The organism is Undibacterium sp. CY21W (genome assembly GCF_014284265.1).
GTDB classification, from domain to species: domain Bacteria; phylum Pseudomonadota; class Gammaproteobacteria; order Burkholderiales; family Burkholderiaceae_D; genus Undibacterium; species Undibacterium aquatile.
The window spans coordinates 236,252-253,053 of sequence record NZ_JACOGE010000003.1; the positions used below are offsets into that span (position 1 = coordinate 236,252).

Annotated in this window: 14 protein-coding genes; 9 read left to right on the top strand and 5 right to left on the bottom strand. The window is 49.1% G+C overall.

The window, feature by feature from the left end; genetic code table 11:
• Nucleotides 1–25: 25 nt before the first annotated feature.
• Both H8K29_RS09070 and H8K29_RS09075 read right to left on the bottom strand, forming a co-directional pair.
• Nucleotides 26–1,414 (bottom strand): sensor histidine kinase, encoded by a 1,389-nt coding sequence (locus H8K29_RS09070; RefSeq protein ID WP_186897319.1) that lies wholly within the window; start codon nt 1,412–1,414, stop codon nt 26–28.
• 5 nt (nt 1,415–1,419) lie between these two features.
• Entirely contained in the window at nt 1,420–2,088 is a 669-nt protein-coding gene (locus tag H8K29_RS09075) for a response regulator transcription factor (RefSeq protein WP_186897320.1), read from the bottom strand.
• 187 nt (nt 2,089–2,275) lie between these two features.
• On the opposite strand from H8K29_RS09075, the gene H8K29_RS09080 reads away from it, so the two are divergent.
• The 9 genes from H8K29_RS09080 (at nt 2,276) to H8K29_RS09120 (ending at nt 11,079) form a co-directional block, all read left to right on the top strand.
• Nucleotides 2,276–2,698 carry a DUF2946 domain-containing protein gene (locus H8K29_RS09080; RefSeq protein WP_186897321.1) on the top strand — a complete coding sequence of 141 codons (423 nt, stop codon included), beginning with the start codon at nt 2,276–2,278 and terminating at the stop codon, nt 2,696–2,698.
• Between the two features lie 477 nt (nt 2,699–3,175).
• Complete coding sequence (locus tag H8K29_RS09085) at nt 3,176–5,107, top strand: TonB-dependent receptor (protein ID WP_255423316.1); 1,932 nt, start codon at nt 3,176–3,178, stop codon at nt 5,105–5,107.
• Nucleotides 5,108–5,191: 84 nt separating this feature from the next.
• On the top strand, nt 5,192–6,559 hold the full coding sequence (locus tag H8K29_RS09090; RefSeq protein WP_186897323.1) for a PepSY domain-containing protein: 1,368 nt from the start codon (nt 5,192–5,194) through the stop codon (nt 6,557–6,559).
• Nucleotides 6,560–6,658: 99 nt separating this feature from the next.
• On the top strand, nt 6,659–7,081 hold the full coding sequence (locus H8K29_RS09095; RefSeq protein ID WP_186897324.1) for a DUF2946 domain-containing protein: 423 nt from the start codon (nt 6,659–6,661) through the stop codon (nt 7,079–7,081).
• Nucleotides 7,082–7,261: 180 nt separating this feature from the next.
• Nucleotides 7,262–7,537, top strand: a complete 276-nt coding sequence (cydP, locus tag H8K29_RS09100; RefSeq protein ID WP_186897325.1) for a cytochrome oxidase putative small subunit CydP — start codon at nt 7,262–7,264, stop codon at nt 7,535–7,537.
• A complete protein-coding gene (locus tag H8K29_RS09105; RefSeq protein ID WP_186897326.1) occupies nt 7,534–9,153 on the top strand; it encodes a cytochrome ubiquinol oxidase subunit I in 1,620 nt (539 codons plus the stop codon). Before cydP ends, H8K29_RS09105 begins: the two co-directional genes overlap by 4 nt.
• A gap of 1 nt (nt 9,154) precedes the next feature.
• On the top strand, nt 9,155–10,291 hold the full coding sequence (cydB, locus tag H8K29_RS09110; RefSeq protein WP_186897327.1) for a cytochrome d ubiquinol oxidase subunit II: 1,137 nt from the start codon (nt 9,155–9,157) through the stop codon (nt 10,289–10,291).
• A 22-nt stretch (nt 10,292–10,313) separates the two neighbouring features.
• Nucleotides 10,314–10,424, top strand: a complete 111-nt coding sequence (gene cydX, locus H8K29_RS09115) for a cytochrome bd-I oxidase subunit CydX (protein ID WP_186897328.1) — start codon at nt 10,314–10,316, stop codon at nt 10,422–10,424.
• Between the two features lie 40 nt (nt 10,425–10,464).
• Nucleotides 10,465–11,079, top strand: coding sequence for a Crp/Fnr family transcriptional regulator (locus tag H8K29_RS09120; RefSeq protein WP_186897329.1), 615 nt, complete (start codon nt 10,465–10,467; stop codon nt 11,077–11,079).
• Nucleotides 11,080–11,229: 150 nt separating this feature from the next.
• Here H8K29_RS09120 and H8K29_RS09125 read toward each other — a convergent pair whose 3' ends face one another.
• The 3 genes from H8K29_RS09125 to H8K29_RS09135 form a co-directional block, all read right to left on the bottom strand.
• The gene (locus H8K29_RS09125) at nt 11,230–13,236 is read right to left on the bottom strand and encodes a bifunctional diguanylate cyclase/phosphodiesterase (RefSeq protein WP_186897330.1); all 2,007 of its coding nucleotides are present in this window, start codon (nt 13,234–13,236) and stop codon (nt 11,230–11,232) included.
• A 206-nt stretch (nt 13,237–13,442) separates the two neighbouring features.
• The gene (locus H8K29_RS09130; protein ID WP_186897331.1) at nt 13,443–14,774 is read right to left on the bottom strand and encodes a sigma-54 dependent transcriptional regulator; all 1,332 of its coding nucleotides are present in this window, start codon (nt 14,772–14,774) and stop codon (nt 13,443–13,445) included.
• Nucleotides 14,767–16,647 (bottom strand): ATP-binding protein, encoded by a 1,881-nt coding sequence (locus H8K29_RS09135; RefSeq protein ID WP_186897332.1) that lies wholly within the window; start codon nt 16,645–16,647, stop codon nt 14,767–14,769. Before H8K29_RS09135 ends, H8K29_RS09130 begins: the two co-directional genes overlap by 8 nt.
• Nucleotides 16,648–16,802: the final 155 nt, after the last annotated feature.

The following is a 16,802-nucleotide window of genomic DNA, read 5'->3' on the forward strand; positions in this document are numbered from 1 at the left end:
AAATATAACCGCTATTTTTTAGCCGTCATTCATTATCGCGAATTGCCGGAAAGTGAACCGAAAATATGGTACCTCCTGCTTCGGCGTCACTGATCGTGATTTGCGCATTATGATCTTTGACAATGTCGGCAACGATTGCCAGTCCGATACCGTTCCCTTTGACACGTTCACCTGTTCCTTCGTAGATGCGATAGTGACGGTGAAAAATCAATTCTCTCTCTGCCTCAGGTATGCCCGGGCCGTTATCTTCAACGGAAAAAATTACTTGTTCGCCTTCGGTAAAGGTGTTGACCGTGACGACTCCACCCTCTGGGGTATAACTGATCGCGTTATCGATCAGATTTTCTATCAGATCGCGCAGTAAGAAAGCATCGCCGGAAATACGCGTCGGAGCAAGCTCAAAACCTAAGTCGATATTTTTTTTATCAGCCGTGCCCAGAAAATGAGGAATGCAATCAGTCACGATCATATCGAGCGATACGGGCTCTAGTCGTTTTCGTTCAAATTTACTTGGTTCTGCTCTTGCGAGTGAAAGCAACTGATTTGTTTGCCGTATCATCCGTTCGGTTGAAATCATCATTAACGAGATGGATCTGGCTGTTGTTGTCTCGCTCGCATATTTGTCCTGTAGCCATTCGATTTGTGCTTTTAATCCGGCTAAAGGCGTGCGTAACTGATGCGCAATATTGGCCAGAAACTCTTGTTGGGCATTGGACCCGATTTCTATTTTTTTGAGCAAACGGTTAATGGCCGTTACCACAGCACCAAGTTCCAGCGCGTTCTCTTCAACCGGGATCGCTGACAACGCATCAAAATCGCGTTGATTCAGATCCGCCTGTATTTTCTTCAGCGGTAACAAACCTTTTGTTACCGCGATCCACACCACGCCCAGAAGTAAAAAGGTTAAAGCTCCTTCGATAAATATTAACGCTGTCAATATTCTGGTACGGATCGCATTACGCTTTTTTAGCGTTTCGCCAGCATAAATGACGACATCCTGATCGCCGGCTGAAAATTTAATATTAATGATACGGATCTCTTCTCCACGCATTTTGCCGTTTGAAAAATGAGGTTCGTCGAGATTCTCCGGCTGAGCCAGAGTCGGAAAGTCGGAATCGCCAGCCAGCGTCTGATTTTTTTGATTGCGGATCGCAAAATAGATGGTGTTGATATGATCAACCCTTAGTACCTGCTCTACAGAAGAGGGCAGATCTACGCTGATGCCAGCTTCTGTTTTATTTAACCGGGTCGCCAGTGCCCAGCATGTATCAGCCAGACTTTGGTCAAACGCAAGTTGAGCCGGCTCCCATGCAAGCCAGTACACAAGACCGCCGCCGATGAAATTCACTAATAAAAGGGGAATGATTAACCATCCTAATAGACTGCGACGAATGCTTGGCTGTCCGGAACTCATCAGTTTCACTTTTCCTCTTCCAGCATATAGCCAAAGCCACGAATTGTGCGGATCATCACCTTAGCGTTGTTGAGCTTTAAGCGTATCCGTGAGACATAGACTTCAATTGCGTTGAGCGAAATATCTCCGTCATGCAGCAAGATGGCATCGATGATCTGCTGTTTGGACACGACACGGTTTTCATTTTTAAGCAGATATTCAAGTATTGTCCATTCACGTGCAGATAAATCGATGACCTGACCATCAACTGCAGCCCGCTTCGTTTGTGAGTCAAGATGAAGCAGACCAAGCCTGATTCCGACCGAAGCAGGGGATGATCGTCGGACCAAGGCCTTTAAACGTGCGACTAATTCCAACGTCGAAAAAGGTTTGACGAGATAATCATCGGCTCCCATTTCAAAGCCTTTGACGCGATCCATGATCGCATCTCTTGCAGTCAACATCAGGACGGGAAAATTATTACGCTGAATTTTCCGTATGTGATGCAGTACATCAAAACCATCCATATCCGGCAAGCCGATATCCAAAATCATGACCGAGATTTTTTGTTCCTGAGAGATAAAACAGGCATCTTTACCATTGCGGGCGACATCCACCAACATGCCATGCTCGCGTAACATCTGAGAGATGCCTTCTGCCAGCACCGGATCGTCTTCGACTAAAAGAATATGCATAAATGAAAAGGAAGAATGATTGGCGATTGAGGACGTTTACTGTTTCGGGACATTATTGCATGAGCGTTGACATAGAGCCGCTCTTAAATACGCATCATGCTACGAAGATGGAAGCGCGGCATCGTCGTCGTACTGTTTTGTCGCGCGGACGATGATCTGAGTGCTAAGCTGAGTTATAAAATGCGTTATGTTGAATTATAATACTGACATGAAACTTGGAATAATCAATCGAAACTGGTATGAAAAGAGCATCTGGATCGCATGTATTGCGATCTTTTTGAATGCGCTGCTACCGTCATTGGATTATGCCGTTTCAAAAGCAATCTCCCCACAAGAGATGGTAGAAATATGCTCTGCTGCCGGAACAAAATTTCTTCCGGCCGAGCAAGTTCTGCTCAGTAAGTCTTCTCCCGATACTACGCATCACCAGTTTAAACAATGTTCATTTTGTGCGACGCATGCCGGAACATTTGCGTTGCCGGTTGATCTGTCTGTGCGGTGGATGGTGCCTGTTGGCCACGCCTTGCTGCCTTTCCTGTTTTACCATTCCCCTAAGCTATTATTTTCCTGGTTACATGCGCATCCGCGCGCTCCTCCTGTTATCGGCTGATTGATTGGCTGATTGTCTTCGCGACTATTATTGAATTTTTTGTGATTCGAGCAGATGTCATTCTGTTTCTATCCGTTTGCACATTCATTCTGTCGCCATGACACCTCAGCATTGTTTGTACGCTGCTGATTGTGATGCTAAATGCATCCCGGCGTACATCTTTCTACCTGATACGCAATTTACGACAGACAACTGAATGTTTTCGCTGAAGCGTGCGACATCCGCTGTACTCGTAAGTTAAAACCCGTCTTACCTTTTCAGGGCAACGGGTGAGCACTATTGTGACCAAGGATCTTTATGTTTTTCTGTACATCGTCTGCTAACCGTTTAATTCATCAAGCTCATTCAGAGCGATTTTCCCTTCCTGTTTTAAGGACTTGTGCGCTTGTTATTGCGAGTTTATTTACTCCTGTCGGTATTACCACCGCCTCAGCGGAAACTGTAGGCAATAGCGGTGGCGGGCTCAATGATTCAGCAATGGAAATTGGTAAAGTCGAAATCAGCGGCCAAAAAATTGGCCCGATAGCGGCAAAAAGTGTCCTCAGTTCCGTCGATATTCTTGGTTCCGATCTGATACAGACCCAACAGGTAGTGAATACGTGGGAGCTCTTCAGTAAAGCACCTGGTGTGATGATGACCCAGTTCAGGCAAGGGAGTGAATCAGGCAAGTTGTCTTTCCGCGGATTCAATGGTGAAGGTGAAGTGAATGCGGTCAAGCTGCTGATCGATGGTGTGCCGAGTAATGATAATGGCGGCGGCATGCAACTGCTGGACATGTTATTTCCGTTAGAAATCAGATCGATTGAGGTCGTACGTGGAACGAATGATCCACGTTATGGACTGCACAATATCGCCGGAAATGCGAATATCGTTACTCGTAGCGGTGGCAACTACAACGATGCGCGGGTGACTTACGGCAGCTTTGATACAAAAGAGGTTCAGCTCGCTAAAGGATGGGAAAGCAATAACTGGTCGCAGAATTATTTTGCCGGTTATCTGAAATCAGCCGGATATCGTGATAACGCGACCTTTGAAAAATCCACCGTGGGTGGCAAATGGTTTTACACCACTGATGATGCTCGTATGCGATTTGGCATCATTGCGCGTCATACAGAAAGTAATGGAGATGAAGCCGGTTACCTGACGGCAGCAGATGCTTATACTCGTCCGACGATATCGTATCCTTATGCACAGTCTGAAGGTGGCAATCGTCAGATGAATCAATTAAGCGTCCATATTGATGCTGATCCTACAGATAAAACATCGCTGGCGACAAAGGTGTATCTGAATCAGATAAAAGATCAGCGCTGGTTACGCTATTCCAGTACAACATCGCAACAGGAACGTGTTATCGATGAAACGCATGTCGGCATTCTGAATTCTGTGACGTATCGCCCAGGTCTTGCATTAACCGATTGGTTGAAAGATCTGGCGATTGAGGCGGGCGTCAATGCTGAACATCAGGATGATAAAAGTCCGCGTTACAGTACGTCGAACAAGGTAAGGGTGACGACGACCCGAGATCAAAAATTTACGCTGAATAATTACGGGGCATATATTCAGGCCGCCATTCAGGCAACGGATACCTTAAAAATTATTCCTGCGTATCGCGTGGATAAATTTGATGGCAGTTTTACTGACGTATCCAAAAATGTGCACTACGGTATTCAGGATTATGGGGTGATTGGACAGCCCAAACTGAGCATCGTGTACTCGCCATTGCACTCAGCCAGTATCTATGGCAATTGGGGGCGGACATTCCAGATTGGAGCGGGTGCTGCAGCATACAAATCGAATAAAAATGATTTGCGCCCGTCGATTAATGATGGCTGGGAAGCTGGCGTTAAACTGGCACCAGCCAGCTGGATAAATGGTCGCTTTTCTGTGTGGGAACAAAGTGCATCGGATGAAGTAAAGCGCCGTTTGAATGATCCATCCGGCGATTCTGAAAACGTCGGCAGCACCAGACGCAGCGGTATAGACTTGCAGGTAAATATCCATCCTGACCAATATAGCAGCGCATGGTTTTCCTATTCACACCAACGTTCAAAAATTGTTGTGCCAGACCCAACTGCACCAATAACGGCAGGTAAAGAAATTGACCACGTACCCGGATATATATTTTCCGCTGGCTATGATGTTCAGGTCACGCCGGCATTGCAGTTATCCGTATCAGGCAACGGGCAGGGCGATTATTATCTGACCACGGCGAACACTGGAAGTAAATATGGTGCTTACGCGTTGTTTAATGTCGGTGCTAAATACAAATTCACCTCATCGGTAGAGTTGGAATTCCAGGTGAAAAATCTGGCTAATCGTTACTACGAATATGTGTGGATTAACGATCAGACACGTCATTCTCCTGGTGACGGCCGGGCATTCTATCTTTCTGCCAATATGAAGTTTTAAGTGAAATGATCTGCCTGATCAGTGTTTTTCTATACGGTGATCAGGCAGACCTGATAGCTGCTAACTAATTTTAATAGATACCGCATGAGTACATTTTTTTCTGCAACGCGACCTATCGATGTTTACCGGGCGGTGTGGCGTTGGCATTTTTACGCAGGCTTACTGGTGCTGCCGTTTATGCTGATATTGGCTGTAACGGGAGCTATCTATTTATTCCACACCGAGATTGATGATTATATTTATCGCGACATCAAGATCGTTAAAGCGACGGCCGGATCGCCGCATTCACATGAACATATTGTGCAGACGGCGTTAGCGGCCTATCCCGGTCAGGCCTTGCGCTATGTTCCTCCTGCCATTGAATCCGGCTCTGCTGAGGTGGATATTAAAGGTGATGGTGGTGATGTGATGGCCATCTTCGTTGATCCCTATCGTGGTACGGTGTTAGGGCGTATGCCGAATCGGAGTACTGTATCGTGGACAATACGGCGACTGCACAGCCTCGCATATTTTGGCCCGATCGCCAATGGCATGATTGAAGTGGCTGCGGGGTGGTGTATTTTGCTGGTGATCACTGGCACCTATTTGTGGTGGCCGAGGCAAAACACATCGTCACTGGATGGCGTACTCAAGGTGCGTGGTGTGCCGTCTCAGCGCGTGTTTTGGCGTGATGTGCATGCCGTTACCGGAATCATCGCCGGGGTATTTATTCTTTTCCTCGCCGTCACTGGCATGCCGTGGTCGATAGTGTGGGGCGACAAAGTGAATCAGTGGGCTAATGGCAGCAACTTTGGTTATCCCGCTGGCGTGCGCGTCAGCGTACCCATGTCGGACGAACATATCAATCATGTTGCCCCTGTTGCGTGGTCACTGGAGCAAGCGAAAGCACCTGTTTCCGCTACTCATGTCCATCCTGCAAGCGATGCAACTATGCATACTCAGATCAGTCTTGATAAAGCGGTTTCTATTTTTGATCAACTGGGTCTTGCGAAAACCTATGCGATCAATTTACCAGTCACTGCCACTAGTGTGTTCACCGGTTCTGTCTATCCAAACGACCTTGCAAAGCAAAGAGTCGTTCATCTTGACCAGTTCTCCGGACAGGTGTTACTTGATATGAGTTTTGCCGATTACGGTCCGGTTGGTAAAGGGCTGGAGTGGGGCATCAATGTTCATCTGGGGCAGGAATTTGGTCTGACGAATCAACTGCTGATGCTGGCGGTTTGTTGTGCAATCGTGCTGATCTGTATTTCGTCTGCTGTGATGTGGTGGAAGCGGCGTCCCGCTGGGACGATAGGAATTCCACCGTTACCAGCCAATCGCCGCGCGTTAAAAGTTGTTTTTATATTGTTGATGGCGGGCGGTATCATCTTCCCTCTGGTAGGGATTTCTATGTTGTTGATGTTGGCGCTGGATTACGTATTCGTTATCCGACGCAATACCGTAGATTGATTTCTTCTGATTTGCTGAACGGCTGTATGCGCCAGATCAAATAATCCTTCATTTGAGCGCGTACACTATCCTGTGGATTTACTTTTTATTTCATTTTTTATGCGAAATCGTCGACGCAGTAAGGGTTTTAGCTGGGTCGCCATTCTGGCGATTCTGTTGAATTCTCTGATGCCGTTGGCTTCGCAGGCCATCAGTCATTCATCGGCTAAAAGCAGTATTCAAGCGGGCGAATGGAAAGAAATTTGTGCATCGAATGGATTGAGCTGGGTTTTATTTTCCCCTGCCGGGGCCGTACTCGAAAAAACGAGCGTCAAGCCCGCCGATGTCTCTGATGCCGCGCATTTCGAGCATTGTGCTTATTGTCTGACGAATGCGGCTTCTTTTGCATTACCTCCCGTTCCTGAATTTACTTTCCCTGTCACGATCAGTGAAAGTCAGTTTTTCTCTTTTCAAACGCTGGCCGTCGCAAAAAAAATTGCGTGGCTGGTACCTTCCGTTCGCGCACCTCCCGCCGCCTTCTGATTCCAGATGACGTTCTGTTTCACGATATCGGTTTTCTGATGTTGTGGAGCACTACCGTCATCTTCAGAAAGAAGTAATACCACCAGACTGTCATGACGCGCCTGCCATCAATATTGGCTCTCGTCGTGATTGTGGCAGGTAGCTTACTTCCGATTTTTATCTCATTTCCGGAGACAGGTTATGTCTTTGCAAAATACAGCAGGAGTATCAAAGACTGATACTCCTGAGACCCCGCATCGTTCGCAGAAATTGAAACTAAAGCGGGAAATTATTCTGGTGTTGCTGTTCAAGCTGGTACTGCTTTTTTCAATTAAAGCTGCTTTTTTTCCACAACGTTTGCCAGCAGATGCAGCGGTGCACGGTATGGAAGAACGCATGTTGCCAGCAACTAAAGATCAGCAAAGCAGAGCAGGCGATCTCAACGGAAATGAAACAGATGCAAAGGAAAAGCAATGATTTCAGAATCTTTGGTGGATTTGTCGCGGCTACAGTTCGCTGCCACCGCCTTATACCATTTTTTATTTGTCCCCCTGACGCTGGGTTTGTCTCTGTTACTGGCCATTATGGAGACCGTCTATGTGATGACGGGCAAAACAATTTATCGTGACATGACCAAATTTTGGGGAAAATTATTCGGTATTAATTTCGCGCTTGGTGTGACCACCGGGTTGACGATGGAATTTCAATTCGGTACCAACTGGGCTTATTACTCGCATTACGTCGGTGATATTTTTGGTGCGCCGTTGGCGATAGAAGGCTTGCTGGCTTTCTTTCTGGAATCCACTTTCGTCGGGCTGTTCTTTTTTGGATGGGACAGGTTGAGTAAGGTCGGGCATCTCAGCGTCACTTACCTGACTGCGATCGGATCAAATTTGTCTGCATTACTGATATTGATTGCGAATGGCTGGATGCAGAATCCTGTCGGTGCCGAGTTTAATCCTGTGACCCTGCGCATGGAGTTAAGCAGTTTCACCGACGTGATTTTTAATCCTGTAGCGCAAGCAAAATTTGTGCATACCATCAGCGCTGGTTATGTCACAGGTTCGATCTTTGTTTTATCCATCAGCAGTTGGTATCTGCTTAAGAAGAGGGACACAGCATTTGCCTTGCGTTCATTTCGCATCGCTGCTGCCTTTGGATTGGCATCGGTCTTATCGGTCATTGTGCTTGGAGATGAGTCTGGTTATACCGCTGCTGAAACCCAGGAAACAAAAATGGCAGCGATGGAAGGTATGTGGAAAACGGAAGAGGCTCCAGCGGGCCTGACGCTGTTTGGTATTCCTGATGAAGTCAATAAAACGAATCATGCAGAGATACGCATACCTTATGTTCTGGGGCTGATCGGCACTCGCAGCGTCGACAAGGTCATTCCCGGTATTGATGCCTTGGAGGTGAAGATTGCGAGTCGCATCGAGCGTGGCATCGTCGCTGTTACTGCGTTGGAGGCTTTGCGCAAAGATCCCAAAAATGCTGAAAAGCTGGCTTACTTTAAAGCGGTGCAGGCAGATCTGGGTTATGGCTTACTGTTAAAAAAATATATCTCTGACGTACGTCTGGCAACGCCAGAAATGAAAGCCCAAGCCTTGCGCGATGCTTTCCCTAAAGTGACGCCTATGTTCTGGACTTTCCGCATCATGGTTGCTGTTGCTTTTGCCATGCTGGCGCTGATTGCGGTAGCGTTCTGGTCGGCGGCACGGAATCGCATAGGGTCTCGTCCATGGTTGTTGAAATGGGCCGTATGGAGTGTGCCGCTGCCGTGGATTGCCTGCGAAATGGGATGGTTTGTTGCTGAATACGGGCGCCAGCCATGGACAGTGCAGGGGATGTTGCCGACGCATTTGTCGACGTCGGCATTAAGCGGAAACGATGTGCTGTTTTCACTTGGTGGCTTCTTGCTGTTCTATACCTTGTTGCTGATTGCCGAGGTGTATCTGATGCTGAAATACGTGCGGCTTGGACCATCAAGTCTCGGTACCGGGAAATATGCCCTGGAATCAGCCAATCCTGACGCCGGCGCTACTGGTGTGAATGCGCCCGTCTATGCGGCCGCTTTGTCTTCAAAAGAGGTGTGACATGCTTGACTACACATTACTGAAATTAATCTGGTGGTTGCTGGTGTGCGTACTGTTGATCGGCTTTGCCATTATGGATGGGCATGACATGGGTGTCGGCACACTGTTGCCGTTCATCGGTCGCAATGATGATGAGCGCCGCGTCATTATTAATACGGTAGGGCCACATTGGGATGGTAATCAGGTCTGGTTTATTACTGCTGGCGGCGCGATCTTTGCCGCATGGCCACTGGTCTATGCAACAGCATTTTCCGGGTTTTATTTTGCCCTGATGGCCGTATTGTGGGCCATGTTTTTCCGTCCGGTTGGTTTCGACTATCGCAGTAAAGTTGCCGATCTACGCTGGCGCACGGCCTGGGATTGGGGCTTGTTTGTCGGTGGTGCAGTGCCTTCACTGGTATTTGGGGTAGCGATAGGAAATGTCATTAAAGGTGTTCCATTTCACTTTGAAGACAATATGCTTCCCGTTTATACCGGCAGTTTCTGGGTATTGTTTACGCCATTCACATTGCTGTGCGGCGTTGCCAGTCTGACGCTGCTGGTATTTCACGGCGCGAACTATCTGCAATTACGCACCGAACAACAAATTGCGCAGCGCGCCCGTCGCGTCAGTATGGTCAGTGCCTTAGTGCTTGCATTGGTATTGACGGTGGCGGGTGTCATGGTTTCCGGGATGGAAGGTTACCGGATCACCTCAGACATACTCGTTGGTGAAGGCATTTCACCGTTGACAAAAACGGTGTTGCATCAGACAGGCGGATGGTGGAGTAACTATGAACGTTATCCGCTGATCTTTTTGCTGGTTGGCCTTGCCTATGCGGGAATTGCACTTGGATTGATCGCAACGCTGGCACGCCGTGGCGGTATCGCTTTTATCGGCAGTGGTATTGCTTGTGCCGGCATTATTCTGATGGCAGGCTCCGCGATTTTCCCATTTGTGCTGCCATCCAGTTCACATCCTGATCACAGTCTGACGGTTTGGGATTGCGTCTCCAGTCAGCGTACGCTGAACATTATGTTTTGGGTTGCACTGGTGATGACGCCAATTGTCGTCGGCTACACCAGCTGGGCTTACCGCGTCATGCGTGGAAAAGTTACGGTTGCCAATATTCAGGCGAATAGCAAGTCGCTGTATTAAGCGCACTCAGAAAGGAATCATTATGTGGTATTTCAGTTGGATGTTGGGAACGTCGATGGCGGTATTGCTGGCAGTCGTTAATGCTTTGTGGTTCGAGGCGCAAAGTGCCAGAGATCACGACGACGAAAAATAATTCGAGCAAATACATCATTTGTTAATTTTACGGAGATCTTATGCAATCCAGCATAATGAACAGATCTGAGCGGTATTTGCTGCCGCGTCAGGTCTTAACAATGAATGAGTTAAGCGCCTTGTGGCGTATAGAATCTGGCACGGTACGTATCAATAGTGTGGATGAGTCAGACGAAAGCAAAATCAATTTTGTGCGATTGGCGTTACCCGGCGATTTGTTGGGTGTCGAGTGTTTTTCAGGGGTGAGCGAAACACTGCAAGTCCGGGCAATTACGCCGGTAAAATTGCAGCCGGTCGATGTCGCTGATGATAAGGCAATGACGGCCTTACTGATGAAAACGATTGCTACCAACCATATTCGCTGCCGTCAGGTTGTCAGTCTGAGAACTGGTACGGTGGACGAACGTGTCAAACGCTTGCTGCATATGCTGAAGCCAGATGCCAATCAGGTATTCAGCGAATTTGCCTCGGATACTTTGCCGAGTTTGGGGAATATGGCGGAGATTGTGCATTCAACCCGAGAAACAGTCTGCCGGGTTCTGACCAGCTTACGCGGGGCGAATTCTCTGACGAATGAGAATCGCAAGCAAATGAAGCGAACCGAACCCGCGCGTCGTCTTCGTCGTATGGCGGGGGAGGCTGCACTTTCGCATTAAGAATCTTTTATGTCTCTGCAAAGCCTGATCTGTAAAGATCAGGCTTTTTTATTTTGAAATTGTTATTTAAAAGCGTAGATTTAAAAACTAGGAAGAGCTTAAAGTAAGGCTCAACGTAGTCAATGAAATGGAATCGTGGCGGTTCGATCACTATGCGTTGTTTGTCAGCTTGGACACGCTAGTCTCTGTCAATGACAGTGTTGCTATTTCTGTCGGTTTTCCGAAGAAATAGCCTTGTAATTCGTCAACCCCAAGTACCATTAATTTTTCACGTTGCTGGGCGGACTCTACACCTTCCGCTATCACTTTCAATCCAAATTTTTTGGCAATCAGCAGCGCTCCTTCAACAACCGCCAGAGATTTTTCATCTGCTGACATGACGAAGCTCTTATCGATTTTGATGGCATCGATCGGGAACTCGTGCAAACGTGACAGCGACGAATAGCCAGTGCCAAAATCATCAAGGTGTATTTCTACTCCCATCTCATGCAAAGCAAGCAGGCTGATCAGGGCCTGCTGCATATTCTGTTCATCGAAAACACTTTCGGTAACCTCAATCACCAGACGATCGGCACCAAGCCCTGTATTTTTCAGGATAGCTTGTACCTCATTGGCAAACGATGCTTGTATCAATTGTCGGATCGATGTGTTCACTGCGACTTTTGGGGCAATGTGATCATCGTTTTTGTCTTGCCAGGCTTTGGCTGCAGAACATGCTTGCTGGAGTACCCATTTGCCGATGTTGATAATATGATCGGACTCCTCCGCCAGAGGAATAAACTCATCGGGAGAAACGGGGCCAATTTCAGCACACGTCCATCGAAGTAAAGCTTCCAACGCAACAACTTCTGTTGATTTTGCCGCGACAATAGGTTGAAAAAGCAGTTTCAAAGAACCGTCTTTGTGCACATTTGCCAGTGCAATCGATAGCGCCAGCCGGCGCCGCTGAATATCTGCCAGTACCTCAGAATAAAATACAATCCTGCCACGACCTAAACGTTTGGCTTCTGACGCAGCCATATCTGCGCAGCTCACCGCATCAGCAATGTTGGTCAGTTTTTCGCCGCATTTTTCAAAGACGCCAATACTGGCTCCGATATGTAATTGGCGACCATTGATCTGGTAAGGTTGCGACAACATTACCTGCAGATAGTGGCAAGCAGGATGTACGTCTTTTGCAGAGAACGTTTCGCAGATAAAGTGCACTGCAAATTCGTCACCTCCCCAGCGACAAACTGAGTGATGGCAGGCGCCACATTCGGCTGCCAGCTCATCCACCAATTCTTTCAGGCGATGTGCTACCGCTTGTAACAACAGATCGCCCCAGTCATGGCCTAATCCGTCGTTAATATGTTTAAAGCGGTCAAGGTCAATGAACAGAAATAACTGGTGATGTATTACTGGCTTAGGCTGATAAGATTGCTCCGCTAATCCACGTCGGTTCAACAGGGATGTCAACAGATCGTGATTTGCCAGGTATTGCAATTCCTTGGTTCTGTCTTCAACGGTTTGTTCCAGCTCTGAATTAATGTTGCTGATTTCTGTATTTTTGACGGATAGCTGAGAGATCAGATCTTCGTTGCTTCTTGCCAGATGCAAGGAACGCTCGAGTAGCCTGAAATTATTCTGATGGCTGCTCATCATGACCCAGGCAAAAATAAATCCGAGTATTGCAAGAACGGATAAGCTCGGGTCGTCCATCAACAACATTCGTAAGGATGCAGGGATAATCAGCAGCGCGATATAAATTTTGCCTGTGATTTTTAACGATGCCAGCGTGCCGGTTGCGCCTCCTGCAAGGGCGGAAATAATAATCAGTATGGCGAATTTATCTTTTGCCTGAAATTCAGGAATGCCTATCCAGGCAACGATCATCCAGTTGATAGCAGCACTTAAAATTGACAAGTGAAGCAGGACTATCTGATGCTTTGGTAAGGCTTGCGCTGAGTGCTGTTTGATGAAATGACCGCAATACACATAAATACCATACCGCGCAGCGGAAACACCCAGAGAAATGACAACCCAGAGCCAGAACCAGTGCGAGTGCGTATGGCCGACAATTAAAGTGGCACCGAGAATCGCCGCGGTGTTAACAACCAGACCTCGTGGGTGATTACGCAGAGTTTCATGCCATATCTGAGTCCTGTGCTGCAACATAGTCTTCCATTACACGGTCGGGTAATCTTCCATGATATTAAAAGGCCTTCGCTTGCACTGTTACTTTTTGTTAATGCTTAACGGTGTTTGACAATTAGCGGGGCAGTCAGACGAGTCTGTCGAGACGTGATTTGAAAGGCCTTAGTAAATGTGAGTGGCCGGATCAGCAGGCGTCGCCTTTGCTTAACTGCCTTTATTCACTGCCTTTAATTTCCATCCAGTCCGTATTTTTTTATCTTGTCGTGCAGTGTTGTTTTTGCGACGCCCAGTGCTTCTGCCGTGCGCGCGAGGCTGCGGTGGCGGTGCAGGGCATCGGCGATCAGCGCTCGTTCGAAGGCATCGACGGTCTCGGCTAGTGATATTGCGCCGTCTGTTTGTGGTTGGCCAAAAGGTGGTGAGCCGCTCTCTATACCGAGAACGCAGCGATCAGCAACGTTCCGAAGTTCGCGGATGTTTCCCGGCCAGCCATAACCGACTAATTGGCGAATGCGGTTGGCTGTTGTCTCCGGTACCGCGCGTTGATGGCGTGCGGCACCCAGCAGCAGGAAATGTTCGAAAAGCAGCGGTATATCTTCACGTCGCTCGCGTAGTGGCGGCAGATCCAGTGTGGCGACGCTAAGGCGGTAATACAGATCGTTACGGAAGGCGCCAGTGGCGGCCAGTTCGACTAAGTCAGTTTTGGTCGCGGCAATGACGCGGCAGTCAATTGCTATCGGTGTGTTCGAGCCCAAACGTTCCAGGGTGCGTTCCTGCAGTACGCGAAGCAATTTGATTTGCATGGCGAGCGGCATGCTCTCGATTTCATCAAGGAACAGCGTGCCACCGCTGGCGTGCTCAATTTTACCGATACGTTTTTTTGCAGCACCGGTATATGCGCCAGCTTCGTGGCCGAAAATTTCGCTGTCAAATAAGGTTTCCGGCAGCCCGCCACAGTTGATGGCGACGAAGTTACCGTGTCGGCGCGAGCTGGCTTCATGCAGGCAACGGGCGACGAGTTCTTTGCCAGTCCCGGTTTCACCGTGAATCAGTACATCAGCTGCACTGTCGGCGAGGCGGGCGACCATGTCGCGGATTTTTTGCATTGATGGCGCGCGGCCTATCATTTTTCCTTCGAGCAGGTCGCGTTGGTCGAGTTGACGCCGCAGATCGCGCACTTCCATTACAAGGCGACGTTTTTCCAGCGCCCGGCGCACGACTTCGACCAGATATTCCGGAGCGAAAGGTTTCTGGATGAAATCGTGTGCACCATCTTTCATCGCTTGCACGGCCATTAAAATGTCACCATGTCCGGTGATCAGAACTACTGGCAATTCCGGGTCAATGTTGAGCGTCTCACGCAGGAAGCTCATGCCATCCATTTTAGGTAGCCGGATGTCGCTGACGACGACACCGCGAAAGTCACGACTCAGCCGGCGGCGTGCCTGCTCGGCGCTGCTGACACATTCGACGGCAATGCCTTCGAGTTGTAATGCCTGTTCGCAGCCAAGTGCGACGTCAGGGTCATCCTCGATGATCAGTACTTTCAGAACTTCACTCATGTTGCCCAGCCTTGTTTATGAGAGGGATTTCTAATGTGAACAGAGCACCACCTTCGGGATGGTTGGTACCGGTCAGGGTGCCACCGAAATCGCGAATAATGTCGGCAGAGATCGTCAGTCCCAGGCCCAGTCCGCCACCGGCCTGTTTCGTGGTGAAAAACGCTTCGAACAAATGGCTCAGGGCCGCGTCGTTCAGCCCTGGTCCGTGGTCGCGCACCGTCAGGCGGGCTTGTTGACCGATTGATTCACAGCCAAGCTCAATAACGGGCGAGGGTTGACCTTCCATGGCATCAAGTGCGTTACCGATCAGATTGATTAATACTTGCTCCAGTCGGTTAACATCGCACAGCGCGACTGGTTCGGGCAGTAGGCAGTAACGGCGAACCTCGGCATTGGCATGAATCAAGCGCTGCTCAAGCAGTGCCAACGAATTGTCCAGGGCATTACATAGCGGAACCGCCTGTAACTGACCGCTGGACTTGCGGGCAAAGGTACGCAGTTGGCCGGTAATCAGACCCATGCGATCCGTCAGTTGGGCAATTCTTTCGAGATTAGTGCGAACAGTATTGAAATCGCCGCGATCCAGGAAGCGCACGCCATTGCCTGAGAGTGTGCGCAGGGCAGCCAGTGGTTGGTTAAGTTCATGTGCGATGCCCGTCGATAGTTGCCCGATTACCGCCAGCTTGCCAGCCTGCACCAGTTCATCCTGTGCGGCACGCAATGTGCGCTCGGCGCGTATGCGTTCCGTAATTTCGTCCTGTAACTGGAGATTGGTTGCGGACAGGTCAGCAGTGCGTTCATTTACCTTGCGCTCCAGCTCGTCATGCGCTTGTTGCAGCGCTTCGCGGGCAGCCAGCCTATCCTTCAGATGACGACGTCGTTCATTGGCCATCAGACCAAACATGAAGAGTAGTGCGGTGACGACAACTGCAACCGCGGCACGGCTTTGTGCAATATCATCGACCTGTTTCAGATGCGAAAGTACGGTCAGCGTCCATGGTGTGCCGGGTAATGGTCGTGATTGCGCCAGAAAACGACCAGCTACTGGATAGACCGAGGCGATCTCAGGACTATCCTTCGCAATGCTGACCAGTCTTGCGCCGTGATCGAGTTCGCGCAACTCTTTCAAGCCTAAGGGCTTCAGGGCGCGCCGATTGTATTGCTGCGTCTGATCGAAGGCTGTGCGGGTCTTTTCTTCCAGTGGACGCAGAGTCGTGAATTTCCAGTTGGCGACCGAACCGAGGATGACGACGCCATTTTCATCGCTGACCATGGCAGGGGTTTCGACGGTAGTCCACGATTTTTCAAGTTGTTCCAGGCTGACTTTGATGACGGCAACGCCCAGCGTCTTAGTATCGTCAGTCAGCTTCGAGGCCAGGTAATAGCCGGGCTCGCCGCGGGTTGTCCCAATACCAAAGAAGCGGCCATGACCGCTTTCCATCGCCTCACGAAAATACGGGCGAAACGCAAGCTCTTCGCCGACGAAACTGTCAGCACGACGCCAATTGCTGGAGGCAACGACATGCCCGTTGGTATCGATTAAATAGATAGAAAGCGTGCCGGCACGCTCGTTGAGTTGCTCAAGGTAAGCGTTGACCTGCGGCTCCAGCTTACCCGACTTGTCATGGTTACTCTTTTCCAGCAAGGCCAGAACGTCACGCTCCAGACCCAGCGTGCCGGGAAGAAATGCGTATTTACCGATTTCACGTTCCAGGCTGGCGCTGTACAGATCAAGGCGATGCAAACCCGTGGTTTGCAGGTCGGCCAGACCTAGTTGCTGGGCAATGCGATACGCGCCAAATCCACTCATTACCATCAGGATGATGAGCGATATCAGAAGCAACAGGTAGCGTAGGGGACGATGACTGGACATGGTGGCGGGGTGGTTCGGCGGCCTATTATAGAGGAATTTGCGACCATGATTGACAAACAGGCGGCACTCTCTGGTCGTTGTTGGTTCTGTGATTAGCTCTATGGCGGAAACTAAAAAACGGAGCCATTTTTTCTGATGCCGGCCAGCCTGATGAG

Coding starts and splice junctions, on each gene's coding strand:
- H8K29_RS09070 (WP_186897319.1), bottom strand. CDS start 1,414: ATGAGTTCCGGACAGCCAAGCATTCGTCGCAGTCTATTAGGATGGTTA.
- H8K29_RS09075 (WP_186897320.1), bottom strand. CDS start 2,088: ATGCATATTCTTTTAGTCGAAGACGATCCGGTGCTGGCAGAAGGCATC.
- H8K29_RS09080 (WP_186897321.1), top strand. CDS start 2,276: ATGTTGAATTATAATACTGACATGAAACTTGGAATAATCAATCGAAAC.
- H8K29_RS09085 (WP_255423316.1), top strand. CDS start 3,176: ATGGAAATTGGTAAAGTCGAAATCAGCGGCCAAAAAATTGGCCCGATA.
- H8K29_RS09090 (WP_186897323.1), top strand. CDS start 5,192: ATGAGTACATTTTTTTCTGCAACGCGACCTATCGATGTTTACCGGGCG.
- H8K29_RS09095 (WP_186897324.1), top strand. CDS start 6,659: ATGCGAAATCGTCGACGCAGTAAGGGTTTTAGCTGGGTCGCCATTCTG.
- cydP (WP_186897325.1), top strand. CDS start 7,262: ATGTCTTTGCAAAATACAGCAGGAGTATCAAAGACTGATACTCCTGAG.
- H8K29_RS09105 (WP_186897326.1), top strand. CDS start 7,534: ATGATTTCAGAATCTTTGGTGGATTTGTCGCGGCTACAGTTCGCTGCC.
- cydB (WP_186897327.1), top strand. CDS start 9,155: ATGCTTGACTACACATTACTGAAATTAATCTGGTGGTTGCTGGTGTGC.
- cydX (WP_186897328.1), top strand. CDS start 10,314: ATGTGGTATTTCAGTTGGATGTTGGGAACGTCGATGGCGGTATTGCTG.
- H8K29_RS09120 (WP_186897329.1), top strand. CDS start 10,465: ATGCAATCCAGCATAATGAACAGATCTGAGCGGTATTTGCTGCCGCGT.
- H8K29_RS09125 (WP_186897330.1), bottom strand. CDS start 13,236: ATGTTGCAGCACAGGACTCAGATATGGCATGAAACTCTGCGTAATCAC.
- H8K29_RS09130 (WP_186897331.1), bottom strand. CDS start 14,774: ATGAGTGAAGTTCTGAAAGTACTGATCATCGAGGATGACCCTGACGTC.
- H8K29_RS09135 (WP_186897332.1), bottom strand. CDS start 16,647: ATGTCCAGTCATCGTCCCCTACGCTACCTGTTGCTTCTGATATCGCTC.